This is a genomic window from Kitasatospora sp. NPDC048540, assembly GCF_040651175.1.
Taxonomy (GTDB): domain Bacteria; phylum Actinomycetota; class Actinomycetes; order Streptomycetales; family Streptomycetaceae; genus Kitasatospora.
In genome coordinates this window covers 1-18,369 of sequence record NZ_JBEZIR010000041.1, presented here as the reverse complement: position 1 = coordinate 18,369, position 18,369 = coordinate 1, and the positions used below count along the sequence as shown (strand labels likewise).

At 70.8% G+C, this 18,369-nt stretch carries 16 protein-coding genes; 3 read left to right on the top strand and 13 right to left on the bottom strand.

What is annotated here, in order from left to right:
- Positions 1–82 precede the first annotated feature (82 nt).
- The 8 genes from AB0D08_RS18130 to arc all read right to left on the bottom strand — a co-directional run bounded on the left by AB0D08_RS18130 (position 83) and on the right by arc (position 9,867).
- Positions 83–1,363, bottom strand: coding sequence for an FKBP-type peptidyl-prolyl cis-trans isomerase (locus tag AB0D08_RS18130; protein ID WP_359889856.1), 1,281 nt, complete (start codon positions 1,361–1,363; stop codon positions 83–85).
- A 116-nt stretch (positions 1,364–1,479) separates the two neighbouring features.
- Positions 1,480–2,466, bottom strand: coding sequence for an FKBP-type peptidyl-prolyl cis-trans isomerase (locus tag AB0D08_RS18125; protein WP_033819241.1), 987 nt, complete (start codon positions 2,464–2,466; stop codon positions 1,480–1,482).
- A 125-nt stretch (positions 2,467–2,591) separates the two neighbouring features.
- On the bottom strand, positions 2,592–3,953 hold the full coding sequence (gene pafA, locus AB0D08_RS18120) for a Pup--protein ligase (RefSeq protein ID WP_033819240.1): 1,362 nt from the start codon (positions 3,951–3,953) through the stop codon (positions 2,592–2,594).
- 144 nt (positions 3,954–4,097) lie between these two features.
- Entirely contained in the window at positions 4,098–4,919 is an 822-nt protein-coding gene (prcA, locus tag AB0D08_RS18115) for a proteasome subunit alpha (RefSeq protein ID WP_359889853.1), read from the bottom strand.
- A 36-nt stretch (positions 4,920–4,955) separates the two neighbouring features.
- A complete protein-coding gene (gene prcB, locus AB0D08_RS18110; protein WP_033819238.1) occupies positions 4,956–5,798 on the bottom strand; it encodes a proteasome subunit beta in 843 nt (280 codons plus the stop codon).
- A gap of 225 nt (positions 5,799–6,023) precedes the next feature.
- A complete protein-coding gene (locus AB0D08_RS18105) occupies positions 6,024–6,242 on the bottom strand; it encodes a ubiquitin-like protein Pup (RefSeq protein ID WP_033819237.1) in 219 nt (72 codons plus the stop codon).
- A gap of 159 nt (positions 6,243–6,401) precedes the next feature.
- Positions 6,402–7,913, bottom strand: coding sequence for a depupylase/deamidase Dop (dop, locus tag AB0D08_RS18100; protein ID WP_033819236.1), 1,512 nt, complete (start codon positions 7,911–7,913; stop codon positions 6,402–6,404).
- A gap of 187 nt (positions 7,914–8,100) precedes the next feature.
- The gene (gene arc, locus AB0D08_RS18095) at positions 8,101–9,867 is read right to left on the bottom strand and encodes a proteasome ATPase (RefSeq protein WP_033819235.1); all 1,767 of its coding nucleotides are present in this window, start codon (positions 9,865–9,867) and stop codon (positions 8,101–8,103) included.
- 288 nt (positions 9,868–10,155) lie between these two features.
- Between arc and AB0D08_RS18090 the strand changes: the two genes are divergently transcribed.
- Complete coding sequence (locus AB0D08_RS18090) at positions 10,156–10,443, top strand: ferredoxin (protein ID WP_033819234.1); 288 nt, start codon at positions 10,156–10,158, stop codon at positions 10,441–10,443.
- A 35-nt stretch (positions 10,444–10,478) separates the two neighbouring features.
- Here AB0D08_RS18090 and AB0D08_RS18085 read toward each other — a convergent pair whose 3' ends face one another.
- From AB0D08_RS18085 to AB0D08_RS18075, 3 genes are all read right to left on the bottom strand, one after another.
- Complete coding sequence (locus tag AB0D08_RS18085; RefSeq protein WP_051812014.1) at positions 10,479–11,084, bottom strand: hypothetical protein; 606 nt, start codon at positions 11,082–11,084, stop codon at positions 10,479–10,481.
- Positions 11,085–11,274: 190 nt separating this feature from the next.
- On the bottom strand, positions 11,275–12,240 hold the full coding sequence (locus AB0D08_RS18080) for a tRNA (adenine-N1)-methyltransferase (protein ID WP_033819233.1): 966 nt from the start codon (positions 12,238–12,240) through the stop codon (positions 11,275–11,277).
- A gap of 48 nt (positions 12,241–12,288) precedes the next feature.
- Positions 12,289–13,500, bottom strand: coding sequence for a site-2 protease family protein (locus AB0D08_RS18075; protein WP_033819232.1), 1,212 nt, complete (start codon positions 13,498–13,500; stop codon positions 12,289–12,291).
- Positions 13,501–13,753: 253 nt separating this feature from the next.
- Here AB0D08_RS18075 and AB0D08_RS18070 point away from each other — a divergent pair, with 253 nt between their 5' ends.
- Both AB0D08_RS18070 and AB0D08_RS18065 read left to right on the top strand, forming a co-directional pair.
- Positions 13,754–14,647, top strand: a complete 894-nt coding sequence (locus AB0D08_RS18070) for a RecB family exonuclease (protein WP_359889847.1) — start codon at positions 13,754–13,756, stop codon at positions 14,645–14,647.
- Positions 14,648–14,701: 54 nt separating this feature from the next.
- Positions 14,702–15,373 carry a response regulator transcription factor gene (locus tag AB0D08_RS18065; RefSeq protein WP_033819230.1) on the top strand — a complete coding sequence of 224 codons (672 nt, stop codon included), beginning with the start codon at positions 14,702–14,704 and terminating at the stop codon, positions 15,371–15,373.
- An 89-nt stretch (positions 15,374–15,462) separates the two neighbouring features.
- On the opposite strand, the gene AB0D08_RS18060 is transcribed toward AB0D08_RS18065, so the two are convergent.
- Both AB0D08_RS18060 and AB0D08_RS18055 read right to left on the bottom strand, forming a co-directional pair.
- The gene (locus AB0D08_RS18060) at positions 15,463–17,070 is read right to left on the bottom strand and encodes an ABC transporter substrate-binding protein (protein ID WP_033819229.1); all 1,608 of its coding nucleotides are present in this window, start codon (positions 17,068–17,070) and stop codon (positions 15,463–15,465) included.
- Between the two features lie 347 nt (positions 17,071–17,417).
- Entirely contained in the window at positions 17,418–18,116 is a 699-nt protein-coding gene (locus AB0D08_RS18055) for an HAD family phosphatase (protein ID WP_033819228.1), read from the bottom strand.
- Positions 18,117–18,369 lie beyond the last annotated feature (253 nt).

The window sequence follows — 18,369 nt, the reverse complement described above, 5'->3', positions numbered from 1 at the left end:
ACCACGGTACGACCGGCTGCCGCCCGTCGAAGTCAGGCCCGGCCGCGAGTTGCCCCGCGTCCGGTTACCCGATCATTATCCCTCAGCTGCCGCCGCCGATGCCGGCGTCCAGGATGTCCACCACGAAGACCAGGGTGGAGTTGGCCGGGATGGTGTCCTTGGCCTGGTCCTTGTAGGCCAGCGAGGCGGGGATCACCAGCTCGACCCGGCTGCCGATGGTCTGGCCGACCAGGCCCTTGTCCCAGCCCTCGATGACGTTGCCGCCGCCGGTGACGAAGGAGAACGCCTGCCCGCGGTCGAGCGAGGAGTCGAACTTCTTGCCGTCCTTGAAGAGCGCGCCGGTGTACTGGACCAGGACGCCCTCACCGGACTCGACCTTGCGGCCCTTGCCCTGGATCAGCACGGCGGTCTTCAGCTCGGTCGGGTCGGCCGCGCCGGGGACCGGGGTGATGTCGGCCGCCTTCTTGCCGTTGTCCTTGACCTTCGGGAAGTCCGCCGGCGGCGGGGTGACGTCACCGCTGACCACCGCGTCGGGCGCGTTGGCGTTGCGGATGTCGATCACGAAGACCAGGTTGTCGGTCGGACCGACGCCCATGCCCTGGCTGCCCTGGTCACGGAAGGCGGCGGCCGGCGGGGCCACCACCAGCAGGCGGCTGCCCACCTTGTGGCCGGTGACCGCGGCGTCCAGGGCCGGGATCAGCTGACCGCCGTCGGCCTGGAAGAGCTGCGGCTTGCCGCCCTCGTACGAGCCCTGGATCTCCTTGCCGGTGGTCCAGTTCATCGCGGTGAAGTCGGCGGTGACCCAGTTGTTCTTGTCCACCTTCGGGCCGTTGCCCGCGATCAGCTCCTTGACCACGAAGGTGCCGTCGGCCGCCTCCTTGGGCAGCGTGATGGTGGCCTTGCTGCCGAAGTCGCCGGTGACCGTCGGGAGCACCTTGGCGGTGTCCTTGATCGGCGGCACCGGGGCCTCGGTGGGCGTCGGCGCCGCGGTCGGCGCCGCGTCGGACTTGGCGGCCGGGCTCTTGGAGTCCGACTTGTTGGTCAGGTACATCGTCACGCCGCCGCCGACCAGCAGCAGCGCGAGGACGGTGCCGAGGATCACACCGAGCTTGCCCACCCCGGGCGGGTTCTCGCTGTAGCCGGCCTCCGAGAGGTCCGGGCGGCGCCGGGTCGACGCGAAGATCTGCGGCTGCTCGTCGGGGCCGGGCGCGATCGGGGCGGCCGGGGCGGGACCCCAGCCGGCCTGCTGGGCCAGGACCGACGGCGGGACGACGATCGACTCGCGTTCGGGCGACGCCGGGCCGGGGCCCACCGCGCCGTTCGCGGTGCCCGCCTCGCCCGGACTCGACGCTTTCTCAGACATGACTCCCCAATTCATCTCGCCCGACGACAGGCACCACTGCGGAAGGGCAGCAGTATGTCAGGTCACCATGAGGACGGGCGTTCAGGTTCGGCGAACGCCCGTCCGCCCCCATGGGATCAGACCGCCTCGAGAATGTCGATCACGAACACCAGGGTCGAATTGGCGGGGATGCTGCCGCTCGCCTTGTCGCCGTAGCCCAGCGACGGCGGCACCACCAGCATCACCCGGCTGCCGACGGTCTGGCCGACCAGCGCCTGGTCCCAGCCCTTGATCAGGCTGCCGGTGCCCACCTGGAGGGCCTGCGCGCCGCCGTGGCTCCACGAGGAGTCGAACTGCTTGCCGTCCGCCCAGACCACCCCGGTGTACTGCACCAACAGCGTCTGCCCGGAGGTGACCTCCTTGCCGTCGCCCTTCACCAGCACAAAGGTCTGCAGGTCGGTCGGCGGCGCCTGGCCGGGCGGGATCGTGATGGTCGGGGCGGCCTTGCCGTTGTCCTTCACCTGCGGCATGTCGGCGGGCGGCTCGGCCATCGTCCCGGTGATGGTGGCGTCCTGCGGCACGGACTGCATGATGTCCAGCACGAACACCACGGTGTCGTTCGCGCCGATCCCGAGCGCGGTGTTGCCCTGGCTGCCGAAGCCCGCCGCGGGCGGCGCCACCACCAGCAGCCGGCTGCCGACCTTCTTGCCCTCCACGCTCTGGTCGAGGGCCGGCACCAGCCCGCCGCTGCCGGCCTGGTACAGCTGCGGCTTGCCGCCCGCGTCGTACGAGCTGGGCAGGTCCTTGCCGGTGGTCCAGTTCTTCGCGGTGTAGTTGACCGTGACCCAGTCGTTCTTCGCCACCGTGGAGCCGTTGCCCTCGGAGACGGTGTTCACCACGAACTGGCCGCTCGGCTTCGCGTCCGGGAGCGTGATGGTCGCCTTGCTCCCGAAGCTCCCCGACACCGTGGGCATCGGGTCGGCCGAGGCGACCGGGCTCGGCACCTCCACCGGTCCCGCCGAGGTCGCGGAGGCCGTGGCCCCCGTCGAGGATCCGGAGCCGCTGCTGCAGGCGGCCAGCAGGACGGCGATGGGAACGGCCAGAAGGGCGGCGAATCTACGCATGAAGGTCAGCGTATGGCCCGATTCGTCCCGGATGCCGGAGGCGCAAGGGGCGCGCCGCCGTCCGGGCAAGGCCGAGGGGTGGCGGCCGGACCGCCGGTCCGACCGCCACCCCCGGGCCCGCCGGATCACATCCCGGCGATCAGCTTCTCCACCCGCTCGTCCACCGAACGGAACGGGTCCTTGCACAGCACCGTCCGCTGCGCCTGGTCGTTCAGCTTCAGGTGCACCCAGTCGACCGTGAAGTCGCGGCGCTGCTCCTGGGCCCGGCGGATGAAGTCGCCGCGCAGCCGCGCCCGGGTGGTCTGCGGCGGCACCGACTTCGCCTCGAAGGTCTTCAGGTCGGTGGTCACCCGGGTGGCCTGCCCCTTGTTCTGGAGCAGGTAGAACAGCCCGCGGCGGCGGTGGATGTCGTGGTACGCCAGGTCGATCTGGGCGACCCGGGGGTTGGACATGGTCATCTGGTGCTTCTCGCGGTACCGCTCGATCAGCTGGTACTTCATGATCCAGTCGATCTCGTTGCCGACCCGGCCGAGGTCCTCGGTGCGGACCGCCTCCAGGGTGCGGCCCCACAGGTCGAGCACCCGGGCGATGGTGCCGGTGTTGAGGCCCTTGCGGTCGGCGAACTCCAGCGCCTTGGTGAAGTACTCCTCCTGGATGTCCAGCGCGCTGGCCTCCCGGCCGTTGGCCAGGCGGACCTGGTGGGTGCCGGTCAGGTCGTGGCTGACCTCGCGGATCGCCCGGATCGGGTTCTCCAGGGTGAGGTCGCGCATCACCACGCCGGCCTCGATCAGCCGCAGCACCAGGTCGGTGGCGCCCACCTTGAGCAGGGTGGTGGTCTCCGACATGTTGGAGTCGCCGACGATCACGTGCAGCCGCCGGTAGCGCTCCGCGTCGGCGTGCGGCTCGTCCCGGGTGTTGATGATCGGCCGGGAGCGGGTGGTCGCCGAGCTGACGCCCTCCCAGATGTGCTCGGCCCGCTGGCTCACGCAGAAGACCGCGCCCCGCGGGGTCTGCAGCACCTTGCCCGCCCCGCAGATCAGCTGGCGGGTCACCAGGAACGGGATCAGCACGTCCGCCAGCCGGGAGAACTCGCCGTGCCGGGCCACCAGGTAGTTCTCGTGGCAGCCGTAGGAGTTCCCGGCGGAGTCGGTGTTGTTCTTGAAGAGGTAGACGTCGCCGGCGATGCCCTCCTCGTGCAGGCGCCGCTCGGCGTCCACGAGCAGACCTTCGAGGATGCGTTCACCGGCCTTGTCGTGCGTCACCAGCTCGGTGACGTCGTCGCACTCGGGGGTGGCGTACTCGGGGTGCGAGCCCACATCGAGGTACAGGCGTGCACCGTTGCGCAGGAAGACGTTGCTGCTGCGGCCCCAGGAAACTACGCGGCGGAAGAGGTACCTGGCCACCTCGTCCGGAGACAGACGCCGTTGTCCCCGAAACGTACACGTGACACCGTACTCGTTCTCCAGCCCGAAAATTCGGCGGTCCATGAGGCATCTTTTCTCTTTCGCGGGCCTTTCGAAACCCACTCCGACGATGCCAATCCGATCACGGCGGGCCGTCAAATCCCCGCAGGCGCACGTGAATCCCGCACGGCTCGATTTCTCGCTCCGCACGGGATCCACACCGCCGGGTCACTCCCCGGCGGACTCCTCGCCGGTGGTCCCACCGGTGGTGCCGGTACCGGTGTCGGCGTCCGCGGTGCCGGCGCCCGCGGCCTTCGGCTCGTCCGCGGCGTCGTCGGCCGCGCTCTGGTCGCCGCTCAGCAGCCGGGACAGCTGGCCGCCCAGGATCCGCTTGAACTTGCGCTGCTGGGGCCGCTGGCGGTCCAGCACCGCCACCTCCAGCTGCTCGGGGGTGAGCGTGCGCGGGGAGCCCCCGTTGGGGTCGCGGGCGAGTGCGTCCACCGCCACCTTGAGCGCCTCGGCCAGGTTCAGCCCGGCCCGGTGACGCTGGCCCAGGTAGTTGCCGATGGAGTCGGCGTTGCCGCCGACCACGACCGAGTTCTTCTCGTCGACCACCGAACCGTCCGGGGTCAGCCGGTAGATCTGGTCGTCCTCGCCGGTCCGGCCGACCTCCGCGACGATCAGCTCCACCTCGTACGGCTTCTCGCCGACCGAGGAGAAGATGGTGCCCAGGGTCTGCGCGTACACGTTGGCCAGGCCGCGGGCGGTCACGTCGGCCCGGTCGTAGGAGTACCCGCGCAGGTCGGCGTAGCGCACGCCGCCGATCCGCAGGTTCTCGAACTCGTTGTACCGGCCGACCGCGGCGAAGGCGATCTTGTCGTAGATCTCGGACACCTTGTGCAGCGCCCGGGAGGTGTTCTCGGCGACGAACAGGATGCCGTCGGTGTAGGTCAGCACGACCACGCTGCGCCCGCGGGCGATGCCCTTGCGGGCGTACTCCGCGCGGTCCGCCATGGCCTGCTGGGGCGAGACGTAGAACGGTGTGGACACCTGAGGACCGTCCTTTCCGATGGGAGCGCGGGTGGGCTAGAGGAGCGGGGCCTGCGGGCCGTTGGGGTGGTCGCGGCGGCCGGCCGTGATGGAGGCCGCGATGGCGGAGACCTCTTCGTCGGCGAGTCGGCGGAAGCCGTCCTCGGTGATCACCGAGACGATCGGGTAGATGCCCCGGGCGAGGTCCGGGCCACCGGTGGCGGAGTCGTCGTCGGCGGCGTCGTAGAGCGCCTGGACGGCGAGCGTGGCCGCCTGCTCGGCGCTCAGGCCGTCCCGGTAGAGCTTCTTCATCGAGCCCCGGGCGAAGACCGAACCCGAGCCGGTCGCGGCGAACCCGCGCTCCTCGGAGCGGCCGCCGGTGACGTCGTAGGTGAAGATCCGACCCCGGCCGAGGTCGAGGTCGTAGCCGGCGAAGACCGGGACCACCGCCAGGCCCTGCATGGCCATCGCGAGGTTGGACCGGATCATCGTGGTGAGCCGGTTGGCCTTGCCCTCCAGCGAGAGCACCGCGCCCTCGATCTTCTCGTAGTGCTCCAGCTCCAGCTGGAACAACCGGACCATCTCGACCGCGAGGCCGGCGGTGCCGGCGATGCCGACCGCGCTGTACTCGTCGGCCGGGAAGACCTTCTCGATGTCGCGCTGGGCGATCACGTTGCCCATGGTCGCGCGGCGGTCACCGGCGATCACCACCCCGCCGTCGAACACCGCCGAGACGATCGTGGTGCCGTGCGGCGCCTCGATCGTCAGGCCCTCGGGAAGGGTGCGGCCGCCGGGCAGCAGGGACGGCGAATGCTGGGCCAGGAAGTCGAAGAACGACGAGGACCCCGGGGTCAGGAAGGCAGCCGGTAGACGCCCGGTGCCACCAGTGTTGGCTTCCACACGTATCCTTCCGATGGACGATCAGTGCAGCTGATGACCCGGACCTTACCCGCTTCCCGGCCGTGATCCACATGTCCGGCCGGGTGCGCTTGCGGGAGGTCGGCCGGGGCGGAGCACCGCGGGCCGGACAGCACGCAGCGCCGCAGACGCGATAGGCGCCTGCAGCGCTGCCCGCCCCGAATTCCCTACGGTTTTCCCGGCCCGGGGGAAGCCCCCCGGGCCGGTCTACTGGCCGCCCTTTTGCACGAATCCGCGGACGAAGTCCTCCGCATTCGACTCCAGGACCTCGTCGATTTCGTCCAGCACGGCGTCGACGTCGTCGCCGAGCTTTTCCTGGCGCTCCTTGAGGTCCTCGGAGCCCTGCGTCTCCGCGGCCTGCTCCTCGACCTCCTCGGAGGAGCGGTTCGCCCGCTGCTGGCCGCCACCGGTGTCCTTACTGGCCATTTCCCTCACCCCGCTCGATCGGTCTGGCACGGCTTGGTCTGCTGCTTGAGTCAGACCCTATCCACAGGGTGCGGCTCTCGCCCCCGGTTATCGTTCAACGCTCGGCTGTCCCCCGGATGATTCCCATCCGGGCGCCGTTCACCCGTGGTGATCGAAAAGTTACCCGCCGGAGAGCACCCGGACCAGTTCCTCCGCGGTCCGGCAGCGGTCCAGCAGCTCCTTGACGTGGTTCCTGGTGCCCCGCAGCGGCTCCATGGTCGGCACCCGCTGGAGCGAGTCCCGGCCGGGCAGGTCGAAGATCACCGAGTCCCAGGAGGCGGCCGCCACGTGCTCGGCGTACTGCTCCAGACAGCGGCCCCGGAAGTACGCCCGGGTGTCCTCCGGGGGCTTGAGGACGGCCCGCTGGACCTCCTCCTCGGTCAGCAGCCGGTCGAACCTGTTGCGCGCCACCAGCCGGTTGTACAGCCCCTTGTCGGCCCGTACGTCGCTGTACTGCAGATCGACCAGGTGCAGCCGCGGGGCCTCCCAGCCCAGCCCGTCGCGCTGGCGGTAGCCCTCCAGCAGCTCCTTCTTGGCGATCCAGTCGAGCTGCCGGGACAGGCTCATCGGGTCGCGCTCCAGGCGGCCGAGCACGTCCTCCCAGCGCGCCAGGACGTCGACGGTCTGGTCGTCGGCGTCCTGGCCGAAGCGGTCCTCGACGTACTTGCGGGCCAGCTCGCAGTACTCCATCTGCAACTGGACGGCGGTCAGCCTGCGGCCGCTGCGCAGCGTGATCAGGTACTCCAGCTCGGGGTCGTGGGAGACCCGGTGCAGGGTGCGCACCGGCTGGTCGACGGCGAGGTCGACGGCGATGAAACCGTCCTCGATCATCGACAGCACCAGCGAGGTGGTGCCCAGCTTGAGGTAGGTGGAGATCTCCGAGAGGTTGGCGTCGCCGATGATCACGTGCAGCCGGCGGTACTTCTCGGCGTCGGCGTGCGGCTCGTCGCGGGTGTTGATGATCGGGCGCTTGAGGGTGGTCTCGAGGCCCACCTCGACCTCGAAGTAGTCCGCCCGCTGGCTGATCTGGAAGCCGTTGGCGGAGCCGTCCTGGCCGAGGCCCACCCGGCCGGCGCCGGTGACCACCTGGCGGGAGACGAAGAACGGGGTCAGGTGGCGGACGATGTCGGCGAACGGGGTCGCCCGCTTCATCAGGTAGTTCTCGTGGGTGCCGTAGGAGGCGCCCTTGTTGTCGGTGTTGTTCTTGTACAGGTGGATCGGCTGCCCGTTCGGCAGTTCCAGGGCCCGGGCCGCCGCCTCGGCCATGATCCGCTCGCCGGCCTTGTCCCAGAGCACGGCGTCGCGCGGGTTGGTGACCTCGGGCGAGCTGTACTCGGGATGCGCGTGGTCGACGTAGAACCGGGCGCCGTTGGTCAGGATGACGTTGGCGAGGCCGATGTCCTCGTCGGTGAGCTGGCTGGCGTCCGCGACGTCCCGCGCGAGGTCGAAACCCCGGGCGTCGCGGAGCGGATTCTCCTCCTCGAAGTCCCAGCGGGCCCGCCGGGCCCGGTGCATCGCCGCCGCGTAGGCGTTGACGATCTGGGACGAGGTGAGCATGGCGTTGGCGTTCGGGTGGCCGGGCACGGAGATTCCGTACTCGGTCTCGATCCCCATCACGCGCCGTACGGTCATGCGGCCCTCCTTGCCCGGTACCCCGCCCCCGCCGGGCTGGGGTACTGACGTCCCGCTGTTTTCGGCTCCGCCGGCGGTCCGCCGCCGACGGTTCGAGCTTGGCCCGCCCCCTGCGGCCGGGCCCCGAGACACGCCGTCCGGCCGCGGGGCCCGTAGGCTCCGCAGCCGGACGGAGGGTGACCGCCGCTTAGAGGTACTGCCCCGTGTTGGCGACAGTGTCGATGGAGCGGCCGGACTCGGCGCCCTGCTTGCCGGTGACCAGCGTGCGGATGAAGACGATCCGCTCGCCCTTCTTGCCCGAGATCCGGGCCCAGTCGTCCGGGTTGGTGGTGTTGGGCAGGTCCTCGTTCTCCTTGAACTCGTCGACGCAGGCCGCGAGCAGGTGGGAGACGCGCAGGCCCCGCTGGCCGTGGTCGAGGAAGTCCTTGATGGCCATCTTCTTCGCCCGGTCCACGATGTTCTGGATCATGGCTCCGGAGTTGAAGTCCTTGAAGTACAGGACCTCCTTGTCACCGTTGGCGTAGGTGACCTCCAGGAAGCGGTTGTCCTCGGTCTCCGAGTACATCCGCTCCACCACGGACTGGATCATCGCCGCCACGGTGGCCGGCAGCGAGCCGTCGTGCTCCTTGACGTCGTCCGGGTGGAAGGGCAGCGTCTCCTTGAGGTACTTGGAGAAGATGTCCTTGGCCGCCTCGGCGTCCGGCCGCTCGATCTTGATCTTGACGTCCAGGCGGCCGGGCCGCAGGATCGCCGGGTCGATCATGTCCTCGCGGTTGGAGGCGCCGATCACGATGACGTTCTCCAGGCCCTCCACACCGTCGATCTCGGCGAGCAGCTGCGGGACGATGGTGTTCTCCACGTCCGAGCTGACGCCCGATCCACGGGTGCGGAACAGCGACTCCATCTCGTCGAAGAAGACGATGACGGGCGTGCCCTCGCTGGCCTTCTCGCGGGCCCGCTGGAAGACCAGGCGGATCTGCCGCTCGGTCTCGCCGACGTACTTGTTGAGCAGCTCGGGGCCCTTGATGTTGAGGAAGTAGCTCTTGCCCTGCGGGCGGCCGGTGACCTCGGCGACCTTCTTGGCCAGCGAGTTGGCCACCGCCTTGGCGATCAGCGTCTTGCCGCAGCCGGGCGGGCCGTACAGCAGCACGCCCTTGGGCGGGCGCAGCTCGTACTCCCGGAACAGGTCGGCGTGCAGGTACGGCAGCTCGACCGCGTCGCGGATCTGCTCGATCTGGTTGTGCAGACCGCCGATCTGCCGGTAGTCGATGTCCGGGACCTCCTCGAGGACCAGCTCCTCGACCTCGGACTTCGGCACCACCTCGTACACGTAGCCGGAGCGGGGCTCCAGCAGCAGGGCGTCGCCGGGGCGCAGCGTCACCCCGTGCAGCGGCTCGGCGAGCCGGACCACGCGCTCCTCGTCGGTGTGCCCGGTGACCAGGGCGCGCTCGCCGTCCTCGAGGACCTCCTTGAGGGTGACGATGTCGCCGATGCTCTCGAAGGCCATCGCGTCCACGACGTTGAGCGCCTCGTTGAGCATCACCTCCTGGCCGCGGCGCAGCTCCTCGAGGTCGACGCTGGGGCTGACGTTCACACGGAGCTTGCGCCCACCGGTGAAGATGTCGGCGGTACCGTCCTCGTTGCGGCTGAGGAAGGTGCCGAATCCGGCGGGAGGCTGGGCGAGCCGGTCGACCTCCTCCTTGAGGGCCACGATCTGGTCGCGGGCCTCACGGAGTGTGGAGGCGAGCCGTTCGTTCTGGGCGGAGACCCCGGCCAGATTGGTCTGGAGCTCGACGATGCGCTCCTCGAGAACTCTCGAGTTTCGCGGCGAGTCGGCCAGCTTGCGGCGCAGCACAGCGATTTCCTGCTCAAGGTACGAGACCTGTGCGGCCTCGTCGGAACCACGAGCAGGCCGGCCGGCGCTGCGGTTGTAGTCGTCATCGTGGGCGGCCACGGTCCTCACCTCCTCCTGGGGGAGCTGGACGCTTCCAGACCCTACCTGGGACCGGGGGTCCGTAAACCCCTAGATCAAGAAAGATGGAGTGGGCGTGTCCGATCTTCGCCCTCGCGTGCTTCCCCTCTGGTAGAGGAGATGCCCACCGGCCGACGATTCAAAGCGGACCAGATGTATCGTCGATCGGGTCAATACCTGATCGTGACCGTGGAAAGCGGTGCGATCGTTGTACGAATGGCGGGATTGCCTACGAAATCGGGGCATCCCGGATCAGAAACGGCAGGGGACATGTCGGAGTCCGGCGAGGCGCTCGAAGTATGGATCGACCAGGACCTGTGCACCGGTGACGGTATCTGCGTGCAGTACGCGCCGGAGGTCTTCGAGCTCGACATCGACGGCCTGGCCTACGTGAAGGGCCCGGACGACGAGCTGCGCCAGCAGCCCGGCGACAGTGCGCCGGTGCCGCTGACGCTGCTTCAGGACGTGGTGGACTCCGCCAAGGACTGCCCCGGCGACTGCATCCACGTGCGCCGGGTCGCCGACCGGGTCGAGGTCTACGGGCCGGACGCCGAGTAGCGTCCGGCGCGGCCGCCGGGCGTGCGCCGGCCCGCTCAGACCTGGGTGGTCGGCGCGGCGCCCCCGCCGCGGGTCCAGCGGCCGTCCCGGCGGACCCAGCTGAGGTCCTCGGACACGTCGGGGCAGCAGCGCGGCACGTCCTCGCCCGAGTACCCCTGGACGTGCGCGGTGACGTAGCCGCCGGCCGGGGCGAGCCGGGTGACGGTGAGGTTCTCCTCGGGGCGCAGCAGGGTCTCCAGCACCACCGGGCGTCCGCCGGTGCCGGGGCCGAGCAGGAAGATGCCGTCGGGCGGGGTGCCGTTGTCGGCGGCGCAGTGGGCGGCGACCACGGTGACCGGGCGGTTGCCGCCGAGGTCAGCGGGGAAGCTGGAGCCGATGGCGACCGGGAACGGGCCGCAGTCCAGCGGGAGTTCGGCCTTGGCCGGGTCGGGCGCGGCGGCTGTCGGCGCGGGGGTGGCGGCTGTGGGGGCCGCGGCCCGGACGCTGCCGGTGGCCGGGGTGGCGGCGAGCGCCCCGCCGACCACGGCGGCGCAGCCGGCGGCCACCAGGGCCCAGTGCCGCAGTCCGGGGCGGGCGTGGGCGGGTATGCCCGGTCCGCCGTTCTCGGTCATCGTCTGCGCCGTCTCGACCGCTGCTTCCACCAGGCAGTCCCCTCCACCGGTACGGTGCCCCTGATCGGCACGGTGGGTGCTGTGAGCGAGCATCGTCCCACACCCGGACGGCCCTGTCCGCACCGGGTCCGACGGCAGGTCAGCGGTGGTGTGCCGCGATGGGTGGCGCCCCGGGCGGGTGCCCGGCGCGCCACCCCTCGCGGGTGGTCCACGGTGACGGTCAGTCGAGTTCGCGCGCGTCGTGCGCGGCGGCCTGGCGGGCGGCGCGGCGGACCGCGGCGCGCTCGGCGAGGCTGAGCTCGGGCTCGGTACCGGTGTCGTAGTCCTCGCCGTACGCACCCTTGGCGGGGCGGCGGCGGCGCAGCGGCGGCTCCACGCCGTCGGCGAGCCGGCGGGCGGTCAGCAGGAACCCGGTGTGGCCGATCATCCGGTGGTCCGGGCGGACCGCGAGGCCCTCCAGGTGCCAGGTGCGGACCATGGTCTCCCAGGCCTGCGGCTCGGTGAAGGTGCCGTGGTCGCGCAGCGCCTCGACGGTCCGCGACATCTGCGTGGTGGTGGCCACGTAGCAGCAGATCAGGCCGCCGGGGACGAGCGCCTTGGAGGCGACGTCCAGGCACTCCCAGGGGGCGAGCATGTCGAGGATGACGCGGTCGACGTCGGTCTCCACCAGGTTGTCCTGGAGGTCGCCGACGGTGAGCTTCCACGCCGGGTGCGGGCCGCCGAAGTAGCGCTCGACGTTGCCCTTGGCGATCTCGGCGAAGTCCTCGCGGCGCTCGTACGAGGCGAGCATGCCGGTGTCGCCGACGGCGCGCAGCAGGTAGCTGCTCAGCGCTCCGGAGCCGACGCCGGCCTCGACCACGCGGGCGCCCGCGAAGATGTCGGCCATGGCGAGGATCTGGCCCGCGTCCTTGGGGTAGATCACCGCCGCACCGCGGGGCATGGACAGGACGTAGTCGGGGAGCAGGGGTCGCAGCGCCAGATAGGGCACGTTGCCCGTGGTACGCACAACAGTGCCCTCGGGGGCACCGATCAGCTCGTCGTGGGGGAACGCACCCTTGTGGGTGTGGAACTGGTTCCCGGCCTGCAGAGTGAACGTGTAGTGACGGCCCTTGGGGTCGGTCAGCTGAACCTGGTCCCCGACCTGGAAGGGCCCGCGTCGGCGGGTGGCACCGGTCGGTTCGGACATGCGGACAATCTTAGGGGAAGCCGGACGCCCGTCCGACCAGTGCCCGTCCTAGGAACGTCCCGCCAGTGCGGCGGTCAGCCGCCGCTCCAGGTCGGCCAGGGTGAGCACCCCGTACGGCGTCCCGTCCGGGCGGACCACCAGGTACTCGGTGGCCGGGGTGCGGCGCAGGGCGGCCAGCAGTTGCTCTCCGGTGAGGTCGAGCGGGATCCGCAGGCCGGGTTCCAGGTCGCGGGCGAGTGCGCCGACCGCCATCCAGGGGCGCCGGTGCTCGGGGATCCCGCTGACGGCGTGCTCCTTGACCAGCCCGACCGGCTCGCCCCGGCCGTCCACCACCAGGATCGCGCCGGCCTCGGCCTCGCGGGCCTGCCGCATCGCCTCGCCGAGCGGGGTGTCGGCGGTGACGTGGACCGCGCGGCGGGTGAAGTCGCGGACCGTGATCCGGGGCAGGACCTCCTTGAGGCGGGCGTTGCGGACCCCGGCGGTGGCACCGTTCCAGATGATCACCGCGAGCACGGCGGCGAGCACCCCGTCGATCAGGCTGTCGGCGGTCGACTGCCCGGGTCCGGCCTGGGCGGCGCTGAACAGCGGGAGCCCGAACAGCACCACCAGCGCGAGGGCCCGCCCGGCCCAGGAGGCCGCGACGGTCCCCGTCATCGGCCGGCCGGTGACGCCCCAGACCACGGCCCGCAGCATCCGGCCGCCGTCCAGCGGGAGGCCGGGCAGCAGGTTGAACGCGGCGACCACCAGGTTGGAGACCGTCAGCCCGGCCAGCAGCACCCCCGGTACGGTGCCCGCCTCGACCCCCTGCATGGCCAGGTAGAACAGGCCGCCGAGGACCAGCGAGAGCAGCGGGCCGACGAAGGCCAGCCAGAACTCCCGGGCCGGGGTCTCGGCCTCCTTCTCGATCTCCGAGACGCCGCCGAAGAACTGCAGCCGGATCCGCCGGACCCCGAGCCGGTAGTGCTTGGCGACCACGGTGTGGGCCAGCTCGTGGACCAGTACGGAGGCGTAGAACGCCACCGCGAAGGAGAGCGCGACCAGGTACCGGGTGTAGCCCAGGTCGGGCAGGATCTCGGTCAGCCGGCCGCCGAACAGCCAGGTGATCAGTGCGGCGATCACGAACCAGGACGGCGTGACGTACACCGGCACGCCGAAGGGGCGCCCCATCAGGATGCCGCCGCGCGGCTGGTCCCCGTCCGGCCCGTCCGGGTCTCGGGGCCCGGGTCCCGCGGAGGTCTGTTGCCCCCTGGTGTCGCTCACGCTGCCCCTTCGCCCTCGGTACCGCCGGTCGGTGCGCCCACGCTACGTGATCGCGCGCGCGATTCGGTGCGCGCCCCTCGGATGGCTCTATACCCCTTTCAACGCGGCGTGCGCCCCCGTTGGTGCCGCCGGCACGGACCGCCGGTGCCGCCGGCCCGGCCGGTGCCCTGCTCGGGGTGTGTTCTTCGGCCCATCTCCCCGCGGCTCAGTGACCTGACAGCGAGATGTGAGCGCCGGGCAATAGGGTCTGGGTATGCAGCAGACCGACCCCGACCCCGCCGCGCCCGCGCAGCCGAGGCCGGCCACCGCCCCGACCGGCCTGTCGCCCTCCCGGGCCGGCGACTTCATGACCTGCCCGCTGCTCTACCGGCTGCGGGTGATCGACCGGCTCCCGGAGCCGCCCAGCCCGGCCGCCACCCGCGGCACCCTGGTGCACGCGGTGCTGGAGCGGCTGTTCGACAGCCCGGCCGCCGAGCGCACCCCGGAGCTGGCCCTCGGGCTGCTGCGCCCGCAGTGGGAGCGGCTGCTGGGCGAGCGCCCGCAGCTGGCCGAGCTGTTCGGCCTGCCCGGCGAGGACGAGGCCGCGGCCGCCGCCGCGCTGGCCCGCTGGCTGGGTGACGCCGAGAAGCTGCTCGGGCAGTGGTTCCGGCTGGAGGACCCGACCCGGCTGCACCCGGTGGAGCGGGAGCTCTACGTCGAGACGGCGCTGGAGTCCGGTCTGCTGCTGCGCGGGTACATCGACCGGGTCGACGTCGCGCCGACCGGTGAGGTCCGGCTGGTGGACTACAAGACCGGCCGGGCGCCCTCGCGGGACTTCGAGGGCAAGGCGATGTTCCAGATGAAGTTCTACGCCTTGGTGGTGTGGCGCTGGAAGGGCGTCATCCCCAAGCGGCTGCAGCTGGTCTACCTCGGCGGCGGGGGCGACGTGGTCACCTACGACCCGGACGAGGCCGACCTGCTGTCGGTGGAGCGCAAGCTGGAGGCGCTCTGGGAGACCATCTCGCGGGCGGTCGCCACCGGCGACTTCCCCGCCACCCGCAACCGGCTCTGCGACTGGTGCGACCACAAGTCCGCCTGTCCGGAGTTCGGCGGCACCATGCCGCCGTACCCGCTGCCGATCAGCATCACCCTGCCCGCCCAGGGCTGAGGACCGAGGACCGTCCCGACGGGGGACCAAAGAGATGAGCAAGAGGAGTCACAGGTGACGATCCGAGTGCTGCTGGTGGACGACCAGCCACTGCTGCGCACCGGCTTCCGGATGATCCTGGAGGCCGAGCCGGACCTGGTGGTGGTCGGCGAGGCCGGGGACGGCCAGCAGGCGCTGGACCAGGTCCGGGCGCTCCAGCCGGACGTGGTGCTGATGGACATCCGGATGCCCCGGATGGACGGGGTCGAGGCGACCCGCCGGATCTCCGGCCCGGGCCGGGACGGCCCGGCGAAGGTGCTCGTGCTGACCACCTTCGACCTGGACGAGTACGTGGTGGAGGCGCTGCGCGCGGGGGCCAGCGGCTTCCTGCTGAAGGACGTCCCGGCCGAGGAGCTGGTGCAGGCGATCCGGGTGGTGGCGGACGGCGCGGCGATGCTGGCGCCCTCGGTCACCCGCCGGCTGCTGGACATGTACGCCACCCGGCTGCCGTCCGGAGAGGACCTGCCGCCGCAGGCGCTGACCGCGCTGACCGAGCGCGAGGTGGAGGTGCTCAGACTGGTCGCCCGCGGCCTGTCGAACGCCGAGATCGCCGCCGAGCTGTTCGTCAGCGAGACCACCGTGAAGACCCACGTCGGGCACGTGCTGACCAAGCTCCAGCTGCGCGACCGGGTGCAGGCCGCGGTGTACGCGTACGAGAGCGGCCTGGTGCGGCCCGGCTCGATCTGAGCGGACACCGGACACCGGACGCCGGAACCGCGAACGGCCCGCCCCCACGCAGGGGGCGGGCCGTTCGCGGTGTCCGGGGCGGGCTCAGGTCACTTCTTGCTGACCCGGCCGATCTCCCAGAAGCGCACCACGCCGGTGGTGTCCATGGTGCCCTCGATGCCGGTGATGTTGTTGCGCGAGGCGAAGAAGGACTTGCTCTGGTACAGCGGCAGCATCGGCACGCCCTCGGCGACCAGCTTCTGGATCTGGGTGTAGCTGCCGCCGGCCGTCCGGTCGGTGGACTTGATGCTCTCGGGCACCAGGGTCTGGCTGATCTTCGGGTCGTCCCAGCCGTTGTGGAACGCTCCGCCGTCGACCACCAGCGGGGTGATGAAGTCGTCCGGGTCGGCGTAGTCAGGGGTCCAGCCGACGGTGTACGCCTGGTACTTGCCCGCCTTCCAGCCCTCCTTGTACGCGTCCCAGTTGGCCTCCTGCTCCACGGTGACCTGGAACAGACCGCCGGCCTCGAGCTGCTTCTTGATCAGCTCCAGCTCGTCGGCACCCGCCCGGGCCCGCGACCAGGTCATGGTGATCTTGACCGGGGTGGTCACCTTGGCGTTGGCGAGGATCTTCTTGGCCTTGTTGAGGTCGGCCTCGCCGTACCTGTCGAAGAAGGCGGTGTTGTGGGCCGTGATGCCGGTGGGGACCACCGAGTACAGCGGCTGGACGGTACCGGCGTAGACGTCGCGGGCCAGCGCCTTGCGGTCCAGCAGCTGGGCCGCGGCCTGGCGGACGGCGAGGTTGCCGGCGACCGGGTCCTTGGCGTTGAAGACCAGGAAGCGGGTCTCGGCGCCGTCGCCCTCGGCGACCTTGAGGTCGCCCTTGCCGGCCAGCTCGTCGTTCTTGATCTGGGCGGCGGCGGCGGGCTCGAGGCTGTTGTCGGCGACGTCGACCTCACCCTTGTCCAGGGCCGTCTTCAGGTCATCCGCCTGGGCGAAGTAGCGCAGCGCGAACTTGCTGCTCTGCAGCTTGGCGTCGCCCTTGTAGTTGGAGTTGGCCGACAGCGACACCTTGCCGGGGCCGTGGCTGCCGCTGCCCATCTCCTCGATCGAGTCGATCTTGTACGGGCCGGAGCCGATCAGCTTGGCGTTGTCCAGCAGCTTGTCGGCCGGGAAGACCTGGTGGTCGACGATCGAGCCGGCCGCCGAGGCCAGCTTCGCCGGGAGCACCGCGTCCGGGCCGGCGAGGTGGAAGGTCACCTCGGAGTCGCCCTTGGCCTCCACCGACTCGATGCTGGACAGCAGCGAGGAGGGGCCGTTCGGGTCGTTGATCTTCATCATCCGCTGGACGGAGAAGACCACGTCCTCGGCGGTCAGCGAGTGGCCGTTGGAGAACTTCAGGCCGCTGCGCAGGGTGCAGTGGTAGGTCTTGGCGTCGGTGCCGCTGAACTCGCAGGACTGCGCCGCGTCCGGCTGCGGCACGGTGGCGCCGGCCGGGAAGCTGAGCAGCGACTGGAAGGTGTTGTTCAGGATCATCCAGGAACCGGCGTCGTACGCGCCGGCCGGGTCGAGCACGGTGGTCACGTTGGTGGTGCCCATGGTGATCGCACCGTTGGAGTCACCGCCCGTGACGACCTTCGTCGCGGAGGCGCAGCCGGCGGCCGTCGAGGCCACCAGGGCCGCGCAGCCGAGAACAGCCAGACGGTTGGCGGTAGTCATTCGGTTCGGGTTTCCTTCTGCATGCGGCCGGCTGCGGTGGGCGCCGGGGGCCTCCTGGACCTGCCGGAGTGGGGCAGGAGTGGAAGGGCCGTACGGCCGCGGGCACGCCGCCGACGGGATTTCCCGGCGGCGGAGCTGACGCGGCATGAGGGCTGGGCACTGACTCCCCCGTAGCGTGCCACATCGAACATGTGCGAATAGTGCCCGCGCGAGGGGGTCTCCCCGTCGACCCGGGGGCCGGCCGACGAGATGTCAGCCAATGCCCGATTTCTCCCCCACGCCCGGATACGCACCGTTGCCGCTACAGCGCGGTACGGAAACGACCAAACCCCCCAAAGAGAGCAATCTCACACCCGGGCCGCGACCACCGCGAACAGCAGCTCCAGATCCACCTGCTCCAGCGAGGCCAGCACCGTCCGGCCCGGGCCGGGCTCGATCACGGCCACCGACGGCACCGCGATCACCGGGCACCCGGCCGCCTCGGCGGCCCGGACGCCGGTCGGTGCGTCCTCGACCACCACGCACCGGCCCGGCTCCGCGCCGAACCGGGCGACCGCCGCCAGGTAGGGGTCCGGGTGCGGCTTGGTGCGCACCACCTCGTCACCGGCCACCGAGAAGGCGAAGTGGTGGGCGCCGAGGCTCTTCAGCACGATGTCGATGATGTGCCGGTGCGAGGCCGAGACCAGGGCCGCCGGGATGCCGTGCGCGTCCAGGGTGTTCAGCAGCCGCTCGGCGCCCGGCATCAGCGGGACCCCGCCGGCCAGCAGGTCGACGAAGCGCTGGTTGATCAGCACCGTGAGCTCCTCCGGGGTGAGGGTCACCCCGGTGCGCTGCAGCAGGTAGTCGATCACCCGGCTCATCGGCCCGCCGACCACGTGCGCCCGGTCCGCCTCGTCCAGCTGGTGGCCCAGCTCCGCGAAGAGCGAGGCCTCGGCCTGCCACCAGAAGTCCTCGGTGTCGACCAGGGTGCCGTCCATGTCGAGCAGGACCGCCTGCAGGCCCGCGCCGTCGCCGGTGGTACGCGGGGAGGTGGAAACGGTCGTCATGCGATGGTCCCTTCCGAAGAGCCGGCCATCCCGGGGGATGGCACGGGCCGGCCCGCTGGTCAGCGGACCGGCCCGTTCAGGATCATCAAGCTTACGCCCGGCTCCGGCTTTTGCAGCGAACGGAGCGCGAGGCGCACATTACCGGGCGTTGAAGTACTTGGCCTCGGGGTGGTGGATCACGATCGCGTCGGTGGACTGCTCCGGGTGGAGCTGGAACTCCTCGGAGAGCACCACCCCGATCCGCTCCGGCCGC

Coding starts and splice junctions, on each gene's coding strand:
- pafA (WP_033819240.1), bottom strand. CDS start 3,953: ATGGACCGCCGAATTTTCGGGCTGGAGAACGAGTACGGTGTCACGTGT.
- AB0D08_RS18090 (WP_033819234.1), top strand. CDS start 10,156: ATGTCGGAGTCCGGCGAGGCGCTCGAAGTATGGATCGACCAGGACCTG.
- dop (WP_033819236.1), bottom strand. CDS start 7,913: ATGACCGTACGGCGCGTGATGGGGATCGAGACCGAGTACGGAATCTCC.
- AB0D08_RS18070 (WP_359889847.1), top strand. CDS start 13,754: ATGCAGCAGACCGACCCCGACCCCGCCGCGCCCGCGCAGCCGAGGCCG.
- AB0D08_RS18080 (WP_033819233.1), bottom strand. CDS start 12,240: ATGTCCGAACCGACCGGTGCCACCCGCCGACGCGGGCCCTTCCAGGTC.
- AB0D08_RS18125 (WP_033819241.1), bottom strand. CDS start 2,466: ATGCGTAGATTCGCCGCCCTTCTGGCCGTTCCCATCGCCGTCCTGCTG.
- AB0D08_RS18130 (WP_359889856.1), bottom strand. CDS start 1,363: ATGTCTGAGAAAGCGTCGAGTCCGGGCGAGGCGGGCACCGCGAACGGC.
- AB0D08_RS18060 (WP_033819229.1), bottom strand. CDS start 17,070: ATGACTACCGCCAACCGTCTGGCTGTTCTCGGCTGCGCGGCCCTGGTG.
- AB0D08_RS18105 (WP_033819237.1), bottom strand. CDS start 6,242: ATGGCCAGTAAGGACACCGGTGGCGGCCAGCAGCGGGCGAACCGCTCC.
- AB0D08_RS18055 (WP_033819228.1), bottom strand. CDS start 18,116: ATGACGACCGTTTCCACCTCCCCGCGTACCACCGGCGACGGCGCGGGC.